We start from the raw sequence: 14,615 nt of genomic DNA, 5'->3' as shown, positions 1-14,615 counted from the left end.
AACTTATGAATATCTTTGCAGGCGTATGAACCTGGCAATAGACATAGGCAATACCCTCGCCAAAATGGCCGTTATCGAGGCGGGCCAGGTGGTCGATACGTTCAAGTTCGAAGGCGTGGGAGAGCGGGAGGTGGCTTCCGTGCTGGAGAGTTATCCGGGCGTGGAGGCGGCCGTGCTGGTCTCTTCGCGCGGCGACGTGGCCGGAATCGAGGCATTCCTCAGGAAACGTGCGGGCCGGTATCTGCGGTTCGACCACACGGTGCCCGTGCCGTTGAAGAACCTCTACCGGACGCCCGGCACGCTGGGCTGCGACCGGCTGGCGGCGGCCGTGGGGGCCAATGCCCTCTATCCGGAGAGCAACGTGCTGATCGTCGATTTCGGCACCGCCATCACGGTGGACATGGTTTCGGCCGCCGGGGAGTTCCTGGGGGGCAATATCTCCCCCGGAGCGGCTTCGCGCTTCCGGGCCCTGCACGAATACACCTGTTCGCTGCCCCTGCGGGCGCTCAGGCCGGGGGAGACCGAACTGCTGGGACGGGATACCTTTTCGGCGATCGAGAGCGGCGTAATCGACGGTATCGTCTACGAAATAGAGGGATACATCGGACGGCTTTCCGCACGGTATCCCGATTTGAGGATAATTTTTACGGGAGGAGACGGAAATTTTTTTGCTAAACGAGTAAAAAATCCGATATTTGCAACCTACGACCTGGTTGTGTACGGGTTGAACCGAATTTTGGAATACAATGCAGATTAGAAAGAGGATCATGAAGGTGGTGGTGCTGGCGCTCGCACTTCCGGCAGGGGCTTGGGCCCAGAGCAGCAGCATCAACGCTTTTTCGCCCTATACTTGCTACGGGCTGGGCGATATGTCCACCCCGGGAACGGCATATCTCCGTTCGATGGGCGGCATCGGGGTCGCATTCCGCAACCAGGTGATGATCAACTATATGAACCCAGCTTCGTACAGTGCGGTGCAGCCGAAGTCGTTCCTGTTCAACTTCGGGATGGAGGGGCAGAACTTCTATCTGAAGACCGGGGAGTCGAAGAACAGTTACAATACGTTCAACGTTCGGGATGTGGGCATCGCCTTTCCGATCGCGCGCCGGCTCGGTTTCGGTCTCAGCGTGACGCCGCTGAGCAACGTGGGGTACCGCATGGAGGAGACGGTCACCGATCCCGATATTCTGGCTACGGTGGGGCAGGTCAAGTACAAGTATTCCGGGGAAGGCGGCCTCACCCAGTTCAAGGCGGGTGTCGGCATGGAGATTGCAAAGGGTCTTTCCGTAGGTGCCGAAATGATCTACTATCTGGGAAGCATCGACCGTTACATCGACCAGTATATCACTCCCATCACTTCGAGCGGCAGTTACAGCAACATGAATGCGAGCACGAAAGAGAGCGTATCCCGGATTTTCGGGAATTTCGGCATCCAGTACGATGTCCTTGCGACGGAGAAACGGATGCTGACGCTGGGTGTGACCTACCAGCTCGGCGGCGAGCTGCGCTCCGATATCACCAAATACGTGCCTTCGGGCGACATGTATGCGGACACGGTGAGTCTCGTCACCTCGAAGTCGGATTTCACGCTGCCTTCGAACCTGACCGTCGGTCTCTTCTACCAGACGGCGAAAATCGGGGTGGGGTTCGATTACAGTTACCAGAACTGGGCCGGCAAGAACAAGGCGGACGAGGTGAACGGCGTGAAGTTCGTGGATACCCACAGCATCAAGGTGGGCGGCCAGTACACGCCGGACTGGGGAGATATCCGTCATTTTTACAGACGGCTCACCTATCGCGCGGGATTCCGGTACAGCACCTACTACATGCAGCTGAAGGGACAGAACATCAGCGATAAGGCGGTGACTGTCGGCGTGGGTATTCCGATCAACATGAAGCGTCTCTCCAACATCAACGTGGGGGCCGAGTATGGCGTGAGGGGGAACACCCGCCGCGGTATGATCCGGGAGAACTACTTCAAGTTCTCGATCGGGCTGAGCCTCTTCGGAGAGGACTTCTGGTTCGTGAAGCCGAAATACGATTAAAACTAATTAATATCACTTACTTACACGAAATGAAACGATTGGATTTGAAACTGGTATTGGCTTTGGCGCTCACCTCGCTGAGTGCAGGTGCTTTTGCCCAGGCTTATCTGGAAGATCCCCGTTATGGGGCCACTCCCGAGGAGAGGAAGCAGAATGTGCTGATCCTCAATTTCTTTAACGATACATACAACAACAAGAACTACGACGGTGCGGTGCAGTATCTCCAGCAGCTGATGGAGAAGGCTCCCAAGGCGACGCAGAATATCTATATCAAAGGCGCCGATATTTACCGCAATAAAATTCTGCGGGCCACGTCGCTCGAGCAGAAGAACGTGCTCATCGACTCGCTGATGCTGATTTACGACAAGCGGATCGAGAACTTCGGGGATCACGCCACTCGCGGCAAGGGGTATATCATGGAGCTCAAGGCCCGGGAATATATCACCTACAAACCGGCGGACCGGGAGGGTATCATCAAGATGTGCCAGGACGCCATCGCCGAGAACGGCAACAACAGCGATCCCGACTTCCTGAACATCTACTTCAAGGAGTTGACGGAAGATTACAAAAATGATAATATCGAGGCAGACGTCCTGATGGACGAGTATGAGAAACTGGTGAAAATTTTCGACGTCGATCCTACGCCCGAAAAGGCCGAGGCCAAGAAGACGTTCGAGGCGCTTTTCGTTTCCAGCGGTGCCGCCAGCTGCGAGAATCTGGAGAAACTGTTCCGTCCGAGAATCGCTGTCGCTCCCACCGATACCGCCCTGCTGGACAAGACGCTGGGGCTGCTGATGGCCGGCAATTGCATTTCCGACTTCCAGCTCGAAGTGGGTGAAAAGTTTTATGCGCTGAAGCCCTCGTCGAGCACCGCGCTGGCGCTGGCTGCCGGTTTCGAGGAGAAAAAACAGTTCGACAAGGCCCTGAAATACCTGAACGAAGCGATCGCCAACGAATCCGATCCGGCGACCAAAGCCAATCTCTGCGTGCGGATCGCCGGTTCGCAGCTCGGTTCGAACAATGCCCAGGAGGCTGCCAAATTCGCCAAGGAGGCCATTGCGATCGACCCCGAGAACGGGTTCGCCTACATGATCCTCGCCCAAGCCTATACGGTGGGTTCGAATTCCTGTTCGGGTTTCGACCGTCAGAGCGTTTACTGGCTGGCCTACGATCTGTTGGCCAAAGCCTGCACGATGCTGGACGACGAGCATAAGAAAGGTACCGACGAGCAGCTGGCAAGCTACCGGGCCAATTTCCCCTCGAAGGAGGAGTGCTTCTTCCGCGGGCTCAACAACGGTGCGGCCTATACGGTGAAGTGCGGCTGGATTTCCGGTTCCACCACGGTACGGGAGGGACGATAACCGACCCTGCGGGTGAACCGTCCGACGATACATAAAAGATTCTGGGTAGCACTCCTTTTTGCGGGGAGTGCTATCTTGCTTATCTCCTGCGAACGGAAGTCCGGGGGGGCGAACGAAGACCCCGAGACGCTCATGACCCAGCAGAGCGACTCGCTCACGCTCATCGCTTCGGAGAACGGACGCAAGTCCTATCGTTTTTTCACGCCTCTCATGGAACGTTACGAGTTGGCGAAAGAGCCGTACATGGAGTTCCGCAAAGGGGTGGACGTGGTGACCTATTCCGATTCCACGGGACAGGTCGAATCGACCCTGGTAGCCGACTATGCCATATTTTTCGAAAACCAGAAGCTGTGGGAGGCGAAAGGAAACGTGGTGGCGACCAATGCCAAAGGACAGGTTCTGGAGACCCAGCAGCTTTTCTGGAACCAGAAGACGCGTAAGATCTATTCGAACGTCGATTCGAAGGTGACGCAGGGAACGGACGTGATCGTGGGGGTGGGTTTCGAGTCGGACGAGAATTTCGACGACTTCACTTTCCGGCGTCCGAAAGGGAAGGTGACGGTGGATACCGAGCCGACCCGGGGAGCCGATTCGACCGCTGTGGAGGGCCCTGCTTCGGACCTTCCCGCAGGCGACCGGAAAGCCGGGGAGCCCGTGCCGGCCAAAAGGGAGGGGAAGGAAAACCTGGTCAAGCCGCGTCCTGTCCGTCAGCAGCAAAGTCATTGAGCCACCGTTTGCGGATCGTCCGGCAAATTCCGATAATAAGATGCTTACAGTCGTTATCGTCGTCATCGCAGCACTGCTTTTCTCCGCTTTCTTTTCGGGGATGGAGATCGCTTTCGTGACCTCCAACCGGCTGAAACTGGAGATCGAGAAAAAACAGAGCCGCACGTTCGGGTATATCATCGACATCTTTACCCGGCGTCCCGGGCAGTATATCACGACCATCCTGGTGGGAAACAATATCGCGCTGGTGGTCTATTCGCTCAACATGTCGGCCCTGCTGACGATGGCGGCGCATCGTCTCGGCTGGGTGCCGGGCAGCGAGTCGATCCTGGCGGAGACGCTGATCTCCACGGTGGTCATTATCTTCACGGCGGAGTTCATTCCCAAGGCGGTCGTGAAGTCCGACCCCAATTTTTACATGAAGGCCTTCGCCGTTCCGGTCTATTTTTTTTATCTGCTCCTCTACCCGATCGCCAAACTGACCACCTGGATTTCGATCCTGTTTCTGAAAATCGTGGGACTGCCCGTGCGGAGGAACCAGACGATCCGTACGTTCGACCGGGTCGATCTGGAGCATCTGGTGGAGGAGGCGGCAGACGGGGAGAAGGACGAAGGGGGCGGACACAAAGGGGAGAACGAGTTCCGTCTGTTCCAGAATGCGCTCGATTTCTCGGACCTGCGGGTGCGGGACTGTATGGTGCCGCGCGTGGACATCGAGGCGGCCGACGTGACGGAGACGATCGGCGAGTTGACCGGGCGCTTTGTCGAGTCGCAGTATTCGCGTATTTTCATCTATGAGAATACGATCGACAACATCATCGGCTATGTCAATACGAAGAGCCTGTTCACGGGGCCCGGAAGCGTGCGCGAGGCGATGAAGCCCGTTGCCTATGTGACCGAGAGCATGCCGGCGCAGAAACTGCTCACCGGCTTCATCAAGAAGAGGCAGTCCGTGGCCGTGGTGATCGACGAGTTCGGCGGAACGGCCGGCATGGTCTCGCTCGAGGATGTGCTGGAGGAGATTTTCGGGGAGATCGAGGACGAACATGATTCGCAGGACATGGTCGAGAAGCAGGTGGGTGAGAACGAATGGATTTTCTCCTGCCGGCTGGAGGTGCGTTATCTGAACGAGAAGTACGGACTGGAGATTCCGGAGTCGGACGAGTACGACACGCTGGCCGGATATATCATCCTGCATTACGAGGGGATTCCGCCGCAGGGCGAGACGCTTGCGATCGGGAACAAGGAGATACGGATTCTGCGCAAGAGCTCCTCGCGGCTGGAGTTGGCCCGCGTGCGGATCACGGAGTAAAAAAATACGTGTCTTGGGAGGCGGAATAGTAGTTGGTATAGAGAATTTTGCTATCTTTGAGCCTTAATTAGGCCCCCGAGGGCCCCGTTTCGTGCAAAATTAAATTAAACGTTATACGAATTATGGCAACTTTAAACACATTGAGAACCCGTGGAGGAATCATCGTTTCCATCGTGATCGGTCTGGCGCTGATTGCTTTCTTGCTGGGAGACCTGCTCTCGTCCGGCACGGGGCTGATGAACGCCCGGAAGATGAAAGTGGGCGAAATCGACGGAACCACGATCGGCTATATCGAATATACGAACCGGGCCGATCTGCTGACCTCCGTGGCTCAGGCCATGTCGGGCAAGGATGCCCTGACGGCCGAGGAGCAGGACCAGACCCGCAACCTGGCCTGGGAATCGATGATTATGAAATATGCCTACCAGCCCGGTTTCGAGGAACTCGGCCTGATGGCCGGCGAGGGCGAGCAGGTGGATATGGTCAGCGGGGTCTACATCTCCCCGATCATCGGCGGAACGTTCGTCAATAGGAACGGGGTGTTCGACCCCGCCATGCTGAAGAACTTCATCGACAACGTGGATGCCGACCAGAGCGGACGTGCCGCGATGATGTGGAACTACATGAAGGAGCAGATGGTCGATCAGCGGGTGATGTCGAAATACGTGACGCTCATCACCAAGGGCCTGTTCGTGAACGATCTCGAGGTGGAACTGGGCCTGGAGGCCGCCAACCACACGTACGATGCCCGTTTCGTGATGCAGGAGTATCGCACGATTCCCGATTCGACGGTGACGGTTTCCGATTCGGAGATACGTTCCTACTACAAGTCGCACAAGAATATGTTCAAGCAGATCGCTTCGCGCGATATCGAATACGTCATGTTCGACATGCTCCCCTCGAAAGAGGACTATGCCGAGGCGGAGAAATACATCAACGAACTGGCTGCCGAATTCGCTGCCAGCGAGACCCCGATGCAGTACGCCACGCTCAATTCGGCCGAGACGCCCGACAACCGGTATTATAAGGAGTCGCAGCTGGAGCCGGCTATTGCGGCCGTCGCTTTCGGCGGGAAGGAGAAGATGTACGGTCCGGTCCTCAAGGGGGATGTTTATACGCTGGCCCGTCTTTCGGAGATCCGGAACCTGCCCGATACGATCGGGGCCAAACATATCCTACTTCCGGGCGGAGAGACGGCCAAGGCCGACAGTCTGGTCGGAGTGATCCGGAAAGGCGGCGATTTCGCCGTGCTGGCCCGCGAGAATTCGCTGGACGAAAACGCCAATATGCGGGGCGGCGATCTGGGACGTTTCGCACCCGAGCAGATGATTCCCCAGTTCAGCGAGGCCTGCCTCAAGGCCAAGGTGGGGGATATCTTCACGGTACAGACGCAGTACGGCATCCACGTGGTGCAGCTGACATACAAATCGCCGCTGGTTCCCAAGGCGCAGATGGCTACGATCACCTATCGTGTCGATCCCAGTCCGCTGACCCAGCAGACGGTGTACGGGGAGGCCAGCAAGTTCCTGACCGCCGCAGCCGGATCGGCCGAGAATTTCGAGAAGGCCGTGCAGGAATCGGCTCTTTCGAAGCGGGTGGCCCGTATCCGCAATACCGACCACAGCGTGAACGGTATCGAAAATTCGCGGGAGCTCGTGCGTTGGGCTTTCAATAACGACGAGGGTACCGTTTCGCCCATCATGGAGGTGGGCGGAGACTATGTGGTGGCCCTTCAGACCGGAGTGCGTGAGGACGGTATCGCTCCCGTGGAGCAGGTGGCGTCCGATATCCGGACGATTCTCCTGCGCGAAAAGAAAGGGGAGATGCTGGCCGCGAAGATGAAGGGCGCTTCGCTGGACGAAGTGGCCGCTTCGCTGGGGGCTCCGGTGGATACGGTCGGCAACCTGCAGTTTGGCTCGTTTTATGTGGAGGGAGCGGGTGTCGAACCTCGCCTGATCGGTGCGATCTGCGGCGGAGCCGAGCCCAATACGCTTTCCAAACCTGTCATCGGCGGTACGGGAGTCTTCCTCTTCGATGTGAATCATGTGACGACGACGGAAGATGCGACGTTCGAAAGTGAAAAGGTGCGTCTCGAAGCGATGGCTCAGGCCTATATCAACGAGCGGACCAACCAGGCGATGATCGAGGCCAGCGAAGTGAAGGACTGGCGGGTGAAGTTCTTCTAAGAGACGATAAAACGTAAGGTTATGAATACCTATTTCTATCTGGATGACGAGATGAAGCAACAGGGGCCCTGCTCCGTGGACGAGTTGCGCCGGATCGGAATCCGGCCCGGTACTAAGGTCTGGACGGCCAGTATGGCCGACTGGACGGACGCGGGTGAAGTTGAGGAGTTGGCGGCCGCCTTGTTTGCCGGTACGCCTCCTCCCGTGGCGCCGCCCGTCGTACCTCCTGCCCCTGTGCAGTCGGAGACTCAGACGGTCGTGATTCCTCCGAAGCCCGATTCGTGGCTGGCTTGGTCGATCATTTCGGCCATCCTGTGCTGCCTGCCGCTCAGCATTCCGGCCATCGTGTATGCGTCGAAGGTGGACGGACTGTGGCATGACCGGCGTTACGACGATGCGATCCGTACGGCCCGGTCCGCCAAACAGTGGACGATCGCCAGCATGATCGTGGCCGGTGCGGGATGGATACTCTATGTTTTCCTGATCGCTTTGGGCATGGGAATGGGTATGTTTCAGAGCATGTCGGCCATGTAGCGGCCGTTGCGTTGTTCCGGATATTCCGGGGCCAGGCGTTTCCGATGCGTAGAAAGACAGGCATAACGACGGCTCTCGTCATCAGCGGGGTCGTCGTTATGCTTTTTTTCGTCGATCCCCGGCAGGCATGGTGGATGCCCAAATGTCCGTTCCGGCTGCTGACGGGGTACGAATGTCCGGGGTGCGGAACCGGCCGTGCGCTGTATCATATCCTGCACGGGAAGATTGCGGAGGGATTGGCCTACAACCCGATCCTGACGGTGGCCCTTCCCTATGTCTTCCTGCTTCTGTATCTCCAATATTTCGGCGGACGGGTGCGCTTTCCCCGCCTGTACGATGTGCTGACCGGGCGCCGTGCGATCGGGATCGTCCTGACCGTGCTGGCCTTTTACTGGGTTCTGCGCAATCTGTGCGGTTTTACTGCATGCTGAGCAGGACGATGGCCGCTACGGCCACGACGATGCCGGCATAGTTGAGCGGCGACAGTTTCTCCCGGAAGGCCCAGACGCCCACGATCGTCGCGCAGACGATCGCTCCGCTGTAATAGAGCGCATAGAAGATCGACCCGTCCATGCGCGTGAGCGCGTAAAGCACGCCGATCATGCAGACCCAGTTCGTCGCCCCGAGAATCGTGCCCCACAGCAGATCGCGTCCCGTGGGAACGTACCATTTCCCGCGGCGTTCGATCAGATAATAGACGAGGCCCATCACGGCGCCTGCGACGAACATGCTGCCCATGAATATCGGGTTGTCGTCGCGGGCCGCTATCTGCACTTTCTGGATGTATTGTACCAATGTGTCATTCGTGCCGTTGAACAGGAATACGGCGATCGGCAATCCGGCCGTCCATGCGAGCGACCGCTCCTCGGTCCTGCCCGGCTCCTGCCGTTTGTAGAGTATGACGGGCATCGAGAGGATCAACAGGATCAACAGGACGATTTTGAGCGGCGTGGGTGTCTCTCCGAGCACCGCGAACGCGAAGATGACCGGAATGGCCATGGCCGCCCGACCCGAGATGGTGGTGACGGCCACGCCCGATCGTTGGGCCGACAGGGCGTAGACCATGAAGGAGAGCATGAACATGGCTCCGGTGAGCATGCCGAGCGGAAACCACGGGGCATGGACGATCTCCGCGACGGAGACCGTTTTCGGTGCGAAGAGGAAAGCCATGGCCGCCCCCACGATATAGTTCACCGTGATTCCGACCGTCCGGTCCACCCCCTTCAGCTGGAAGAGTTTCAGAATGATAGTCAGCGAGGAGGAGCCGAGTATGGCGGCGATCAGGTAGAACATGGCGGCGGCGTTTTACATGGTTGCGGTCTTATATAGGGGCGTTGTTGAAACTTTCGGCGATCTTGTCGGCGATCTGGTCCATCGCCTCGCGGATTTTGCCTCCGATCATCATCTTCATCATCATGTTCAGTTCGATGTGGAGCACCAGCCGCATGCGGGTGTCCGTATCGTCCACGGGGTGGAGCTGCAGCCAGAAAAAGAAGGGGAAAGGCGAACCTTCGTCGCCGGTCACCTTGACCAGTTTGTTCTCTTCCCGCTCCACGATCCGCAGCCGGGCCGTGAAGCCCTTCACCTTGAACGAGCAACTGTCGGCGTCGGCCTGCCACTCTTCCACCTTGTCCTGCAGGATCGGGGTGAAGTTGGAGAAGTCGGAGAGCGTGCGGTAGATGACGGCGGCGGGACGCAGTATCCTCACCTGGTGGCTTTCGTATTTTTCCATGAATCTGTCTTGTCTGGTTTCGATGCAAATAGTGTACCTGATTTCCTGTCCGGAAATGTTCCGTTTCAAGGGCGTTTCTATTGTCTCCAGGTGGAGGGAGATTCGCGCCATTCGCGGAGGGCGTCGAGCTCGTCGGGATGGACGTAACCCTGTTCGGCCGCCAGCGCGATCATGGTGGAATAGTCGCTCAGCGTGTCGAGGCGGACGCCCGCTTTTGCGAAGTTCCCGGCGGCGGTCGGGAATCCGTAGGTGAAGATGGCCAGCATGCCCAGCACCTCGCAGCCCGCGTCGCGCAGCGCTTCCACGGCGTTGAGACTGCTGCCCCCGGTGGAGACGAGGTCTTCGATGACCACCACTTTGGCTCCCGCATGGTATTCCCCCTCCACCTGGTTCGTCAGTCCGTGCGATTTAGGGGCCGACCGTACGTAGATGAACGGCTTGCCCATCTTTTCGGCGGCCAGCACGCCGTGGGCGATGGCTCCCGTGGCTACGCCGGCGATGATCTCGGCTTCGGGATAGAGCTTCGTAATCCGCTCGGCGAACGATTCGTAGATGAGTTTGCGCACCTCGGGATAGGAGAGCGTCTTGCGGTTATCGCAGTAGATAGGGGATTTCCAACCCGACGCCCATGTAAAAGGATTTGCCGGATTCAGTTTTATTGCCTTAATTTGTAACAGGCTTTGTGCTACGAGTTGCTCGGTATTCTTCATGGTTATGAATTATAGTGTCTGTTTCGAGGATAAACGGATCGGTTTCACCCGTACGGCGCCCTCTCCCGAGCCCGGTGTGGCGGTGCTGGAGGGCGGAGTTCCGCTTTCCATTGCAAAGGTGTTGCAAATTGTTGAAAATAACAAGGAGCTGAGGATAATATCGTCCGATCCCGGGCGTGATTTCGATGCTTTTTGCAACTTGTTCGCCCGTGTCGAGGCGGCGGGCGGGCTCGTGACCGATGCCGGGGGTCGGGTGTTGCTGATCTTCCGCAACGGCCGCTGGGACCTGCCCAAGGGACATCTGGAGCCGGGCGAGAGTCCTGAAACGTGTGCCCTGCGGGAGGTGGAGGAAGAGACGGGCGTGCGGGTGGCGGCTACGGGCGGATGGTTGGTCCATACCCTGCATTTCTATCAGTGGCACGGGGTATGGACGCTGAAAAGGTGCTGGTGGTACCGCATGGATGCCGGAGAGGGGTGCGGACGGCTCGCACCCCAGCGGGAGGAGGGAATCACCCGGGCCGAGTGGGTCGGGCCTGCGCGGCTTCCGGAGCTGCTTTCCGGCAGTTTCCGCTCCATCCGGGAGGTATTCGTCCGGGCGGGCTATCTGGACAGGGAGTGAAAGACAACTAACGAACAAACGCAATATGGCAGGAAATCTGAAATCATGGCTGTTGCTCTCCGTGGCTGTGGGGGCGATGGCGTCGTGCGGAACAAAAACGGAAAATATGACGACGAAGATCGACAACGGGCTGACCCCGCAGGAGAAACAGGCGGGGGTCTTTACGCCCGAGGTGATGTGGAAGATGAACCGGATCGGCTCCTCCTCCCTCTCTCCGGACGGACAGAGCGTAGTGTATACGCTGACGAAATATGACATGGCGGAGAACAGAGGCCGGACTTCGCTCTGTCTTTCTCCTGCGGCGGGAGGCGATCCCGTGGTCCTGACGGAGGCGGACGAGAATGTGGGGTCTCCCGCCTGGAGTGCGGACGGCGGTGCGGTGTGGTACGTTTCCGACCGGAGCGGCAGCGACCAGCTCTGGAAGATGGACGTCTCCTCGCGCAAGGCCGTGCAGGTATCGGACATTGCGGACGGGATCGCCGGGTTCGGGATCGCTCCGTCCGGAGACAGGGCCTACTACCTGAAACGGGTGCAGGTCGAAAAGCGCAGGTCGTCCGACATCTATCCCGATATGGGCGCTTCGAAAGCCCGTATCTACGACGATCTGATGGCTCGTCACTGGAACTATTGGGACGAAGGCGGCTACATGCACATCTTCGTGGCCGATCTGAAGGACGGCCGGCTGACCGAAGGAAAGGACATCATGGAGGGCGAACCGTGGGACGCTCCGATGGCGCCCTATTTCGACGGAGCGGAGATCGCCTGGAACCATGCCGGAACACAGCTGGCCTACACCTGCAAGAAGATGACCGGCACGGAATACGCCGTTTCGACCGATTCGGATATCTATCTCTACGACGTGGCTTCCGCTGCGACCCGCAATATCTGCAAGGGCGACGAAGAACCGCTCGATCCGCGGTTGAGAAGGATGCCCTCGATGCCCGGTTACGACAAGTATCCGGTCTTTTCGCCCGACGACAGGAAGATCGCCTTCCGCAGCATGCGCCGCCCGGGCAACGAGTCGGACAAGGAGCGTCTATTTGTATGGAACAGTGAGGACGGGTCGATGAGCGACCTGACCGCCGGATTCGACTACAATGCCTCGAACGTGGTCTGGAACGGGAACGACGAACTCTGGTTCATCGCCCCGATAGCTGCCACGCATCAGATATGTAAGGTGCCTTACCGGCCGGCAGCCGGCGATCGGCCGCACTACGATCTTCTCGAAGTGGAGACGGTGACATCGGGCGACCACGACATCAATGCCTTCACCCGTGCCGGCGACCGGATGGTGGCCGAGGTGACCACGCTTTCGATGGCGACCGAACTGTTCGGGGTCGATCCCTCCACCGGGGAAATGACCCGGTTGACCGCGGTGAACGGGGAGGTATACGACAACGTAAAGATGGGCGAAGTGCGGAAACGCTGGATGAAGACCACCGACGGCAAGCAGATGCTTACCTGGGTAGTGCTGCCTCCCGATTTCGACAGTACGAAACGCTATCCGGCCCTGCTCTACTGCCAGGGCGGTCCGCAGAGCGTGGTGAGCCAGTTCTGGAGTTACCGCTGGAACTTGCAGCTGATGGCGGCGCAGGGGTATGTGGTGGTGGCGCCCAACCGGCGCGGACTCCCTTCGTTCGGGCAGGAGTGGCTCGACCAGATTTCGGGCGATTACAGCGGACAGAATATCCGCGACTATCTGAGCGCCATCGACGACGTGGCCTCCGAACCGTGGGTGGATGAGGATCGTCTGGGCTGTGTGGGCGCCAGCTACGGCGGGTATTCGGTCTTTTTCCTGGCAGGCAACCACGACAAGCGGTTCAAGGCTTTCATCGCCCACTGCGGCATTTTCGATTTCGACAGCATGTACGGGGAGACCGAGGAACTCTGGTTCGTCAACAATGACTACGGCGGCCCCTATTGGGACAAGGGCAATGCGACGGCGCAGCGCTCCTATGCCAATTCGCCGCATAAGTTCGTGGAGAAGTGGGATACGCCGATCCTGATCTTCACGGGAGAGAAGGATTTCCGGATTCCCTATACGCAGAGCCTGGAGGCCTTCACCGCCGCCCGCGTGCGGGGGATTCCTGCACGGCTGGTGGCTTTCGAGGACGAAGCGCACCAGGTGTTCAAACCTCAGAATTCGCTGGTGTGGAACCGGGAGTTCTTCGGCTGGCTGGACAAATACCTGAAACCGGCCGGGGAGAACCGGTAGCCGGCAGGGAAAACGACAGGGGAGGTCCGGAATTCCGGACCTCCCCTGTCTGTATGGTGCCGCCGTAAGGGGTGACGGGACGTGCCGGACGCTCCGGTTTCCGTGCCGTTTCCCGGGCGGGGTTACAATTCGTGCGACAGAGGGGGGGGCGTGATGCTTCCGGCGTCGAAGTCGCCCCACCGGTCTCGGACGTAGTCGAGCGTGTGGAGCAGGTCGGGCACCTCGTTGAGGGTGACCAGTTGCAGGCGGGTGGCCTTGAAGTCGGGCAGCCCCTTGAAATAGCCGGAGAGATGGCGCCGCATCTCCAGTACGCCCACTTTGGGGCCCTTCACCTCCACCGATTTGAGCAGGTGGCGTTTGGCGATTTCCACCCGTTCCGGGACCGAGGGTTGGGGCAGCGTTTCGCCCGTTGAGAGGTAGTGGCGCACCTCCCGGAAAATCCATGGCCGGCCGTAGGTGGCCCGGCCGATCATCACGCCGTCCACTCCGTAACGGTCGAAGGCCCGGGCGGCGTCTTCGCCCGAAGAGATATCCCCGTTGCCGATGACGGGAATGTGTATCCGGGGATTGTTCTTCACCTTTCCGATCAGCGTCCAGTCGGCCACGCCGCGGTACATCTGGGCCCGCGTGCGGCCGTGGATCGTGAGGGCGGCGATGCCCACGTCCTGAAGGCGTTCGGCGATCTCTTCGATGTTGCGGTGCTCGTCGTCCCAGCCCAGCCGCGTCTTGACGGTTACGGGTGTGCGGACCGCCTCCACGATGCGCCGCGTCATCTCCACCATCAGCGGAACGTCGCGCATCATGCCGCTGCCCGCTCCGCGCCCCGCGATCTTCTTGACCGGGCAGCCGAAATTGATGTCGATCACGTCCGGACGGGCCTCCTCGGCCAGCCGGGCGGCTTCGACCATCGGCTCGACCAGATGGCCGTAGATCTGGATGCCTACGGGACGTTCCGCATCCGAAATGTTCAGTTTGGCGCGCGATTTCGCCGCATCGCGGATCAGTCCGTCCGAGGAGATGAACTCCGTGTAGACCATGTCCGCACCGAACTCCTTGCACATGTGGCGGAACGAAGGATCGGTGACGTCCTCCATCGGAGCCAGAAAGAGCGGCTTGTCGCCCAGGTCTATGTCGGCTATCTTCATGCGGCGTTATGATTTTGCCGCAAAAATAGT

14 protein-coding genes are annotated in these 14,615 nt (G+C 58.8%); 10 read left to right on the top strand and 4 right to left on the bottom strand.

Annotated features, from left to right (window positions below):
* Nucleotides 1-25 precede the first annotated feature (25 nt).
* From INF32_RS10065 to INF32_RS10030, 8 genes are all read left to right on the top strand, one after another.
* Complete coding sequence (locus INF32_RS10065) at nucleotides 26-757, top strand: type III pantothenate kinase (RefSeq protein WP_226388275.1); 732 nt, start codon at nucleotides 26-28, stop codon at nucleotides 755-757.
* Entirely contained in the window at nucleotides 747-2,045 is a 1,299-nt protein-coding gene (locus tag INF32_RS10060) for an OmpP1/FadL family transporter (protein ID WP_226388274.1), read from the top strand. The genes INF32_RS10065 and INF32_RS10060 overlap by 11 nt, the downstream gene beginning before the upstream one ends.
* 29 nt (nucleotides 2,046-2,074) lie before the next feature.
* A complete protein-coding gene (locus INF32_RS10055; protein ID WP_226388273.1) occupies nucleotides 2,075-3,406 on the top strand; it encodes a tetratricopeptide repeat protein in 1,332 nt (443 codons plus the stop codon).
* Between the two features lie 12 nt (nucleotides 3,407-3,418).
* Complete coding sequence (lptC, locus tag INF32_RS10050) at nucleotides 3,419-4,132, top strand: LPS export ABC transporter periplasmic protein LptC (protein ID WP_226388272.1); 714 nt, start codon at nucleotides 3,419-3,421, stop codon at nucleotides 4,130-4,132.
* Nucleotides 4,133-4,172: 40 nt separating this feature from the next.
* Nucleotides 4,173-5,444 (top strand): hemolysin family protein, encoded by a 1,272-nt coding sequence (locus tag INF32_RS10045; RefSeq protein WP_226388271.1) that lies wholly within the window; start codon nucleotides 4,173-4,175, stop codon nucleotides 5,442-5,444.
* A gap of 122 nt (nucleotides 5,445-5,566) precedes the next feature.
* The gene (locus INF32_RS10040; protein ID WP_226388270.1) at nucleotides 5,567-7,630 is read left to right on the top strand and encodes a peptidylprolyl isomerase; all 2,064 of its coding nucleotides are present in this window, start codon (nucleotides 5,567-5,569) and stop codon (nucleotides 7,628-7,630) included.
* A 21-nt stretch (nucleotides 7,631-7,651) separates the two neighbouring features.
* The gene (locus INF32_RS10035; RefSeq protein WP_226388269.1) at nucleotides 7,652-8,164 is read left to right on the top strand and encodes a CD225/dispanin family protein; all 513 of its coding nucleotides are present in this window, start codon (nucleotides 7,652-7,654) and stop codon (nucleotides 8,162-8,164) included.
* A gap of 44 nt (nucleotides 8,165-8,208) precedes the next feature.
* Entirely contained in the window at nucleotides 8,209-8,595 is a 387-nt protein-coding gene (locus INF32_RS10030) for a DUF2752 domain-containing protein (RefSeq protein ID WP_226388268.1), read from the top strand.
* Here INF32_RS10030 and INF32_RS10025 read toward each other — a convergent pair.
* From INF32_RS10025 to pyrE, 3 genes are all read right to left on the bottom strand, one after another.
* Entirely contained in the window at nucleotides 8,582-9,457 is an 876-nt protein-coding gene (locus tag INF32_RS10025) for an EamA family transporter (RefSeq protein ID WP_226388267.1), read from the bottom strand. The two genes, INF32_RS10030 and INF32_RS10025, sit on opposite strands and share 14 nt — an antisense overlap.
* Nucleotides 9,458-9,485: 28 nt before the next feature.
* Nucleotides 9,486-9,896, bottom strand: a complete 411-nt coding sequence (locus INF32_RS10020; RefSeq protein ID WP_226388266.1) for an SRPBCC family protein — start codon at nucleotides 9,894-9,896, stop codon at nucleotides 9,486-9,488.
* A 77-nt stretch (nucleotides 9,897-9,973) separates the two neighbouring features.
* Nucleotides 9,974-10,606, bottom strand: a complete 633-nt coding sequence (gene pyrE, locus INF32_RS10015; RefSeq protein WP_226388265.1) for an orotate phosphoribosyltransferase — start codon at nucleotides 10,604-10,606, stop codon at nucleotides 9,974-9,976.
* 4 nt (nucleotides 10,607-10,610) lie between these two features.
* On the opposite strand from pyrE, the gene INF32_RS10010 reads away from it, so the two are divergent.
* A complete protein-coding gene (locus INF32_RS10010) occupies nucleotides 10,611-11,225 on the top strand; it encodes an NUDIX hydrolase (protein ID WP_226388264.1) in 615 nt (204 codons plus the stop codon).
* 25 nt (nucleotides 11,226-11,250) lie between these two features.
* Entirely contained in the window at nucleotides 11,251-13,440 is a 2,190-nt protein-coding gene (locus INF32_RS10005) for a S9 family peptidase (RefSeq protein WP_394368333.1), read from the top strand.
* Between the two features lie 122 nt (nucleotides 13,441-13,562).
* Here the strand turns inward: INF32_RS10005 and dusB are convergent, their stop codons facing one another.
* Nucleotides 13,563-14,585 carry a tRNA dihydrouridine synthase DusB gene (dusB, locus tag INF32_RS10000; protein ID WP_226388263.1) on the bottom strand — a complete coding sequence of 341 codons (1,023 nt, stop codon included), beginning with the start codon at nucleotides 14,583-14,585 and terminating at the stop codon, nucleotides 13,563-13,565.
* Between the last annotated feature and the right edge of the window lie 30 nt (nucleotides 14,586-14,615).

It is taken from the genome of Gallalistipes aquisgranensis (assembly GCF_014982715.1).
Classification (GTDB): Bacteria; Bacteroidota; Bacteroidia; order Bacteroidales; family Rikenellaceae; genus Gallalistipes; species Gallalistipes aquisgranensis.
The sequence above is the reverse complement of the archived record's forward strand: the minus strand, read 5'-3'. Positions and strand labels throughout refer to the sequence as shown.

Excerpts from the sequence above, each read along its gene's own strand:
- INF32_RS10040 (WP_226388270.1), top strand. The coding sequence starts at position 5,567 with ATGGCAACTTTAAACACATTGAGAACCCGTGGAGGAATCATCGTTTCC.
- pyrE (WP_226388265.1), bottom strand. The coding sequence starts at position 10,606 with ATGAAGAATACCGAGCAACTCGTAGCACAAAGCCTGTTACAAATTAAG.
- INF32_RS10030 (WP_226388268.1), top strand. The coding sequence starts at position 8,209 with ATGCGTAGAAAGACAGGCATAACGACGGCTCTCGTCATCAGCGGGGTC.
- INF32_RS10065 (WP_226388275.1), top strand. The coding sequence starts at position 26 with ATGAACCTGGCAATAGACATAGGCAATACCCTCGCCAAAATGGCCGTT.
- INF32_RS10035 (WP_226388269.1), top strand. The coding sequence starts at position 7,652 with ATGAATACCTATTTCTATCTGGATGACGAGATGAAGCAACAGGGGCCC.
- INF32_RS10045 (WP_226388271.1), top strand. The coding sequence starts at position 4,173 with ATGCTTACAGTCGTTATCGTCGTCATCGCAGCACTGCTTTTCTCCGCT.
- INF32_RS10020 (WP_226388266.1), bottom strand. The coding sequence starts at position 9,896 with ATGGAAAAATACGAAAGCCACCAGGTGAGGATACTGCGTCCCGCCGCC.
- dusB (WP_226388263.1), bottom strand. The coding sequence starts at position 14,585 with ATGAAGATAGCCGACATAGACCTGGGCGACAAGCCGCTCTTTCTGGCT.
- INF32_RS10010 (WP_226388264.1), top strand. The coding sequence starts at position 10,611 with ATGAATTATAGTGTCTGTTTCGAGGATAAACGGATCGGTTTCACCCGT.
- INF32_RS10005 (WP_394368333.1), top strand. The coding sequence starts at position 11,251 with ATGGCAGGAAATCTGAAATCATGGCTGTTGCTCTCCGTGGCTGTGGGG.
- INF32_RS10055 (WP_226388273.1), top strand. The coding sequence starts at position 2,075 with ATGAAACGATTGGATTTGAAACTGGTATTGGCTTTGGCGCTCACCTCG.
- INF32_RS10025 (WP_226388267.1), bottom strand. The coding sequence starts at position 9,457 with ATGTTCTACCTGATCGCCGCCATACTCGGCTCCTCCTCGCTGACTATC.
- INF32_RS10060 (WP_226388274.1), top strand. The coding sequence starts at position 747 with ATGCAGATTAGAAAGAGGATCATGAAGGTGGTGGTGCTGGCGCTCGCA.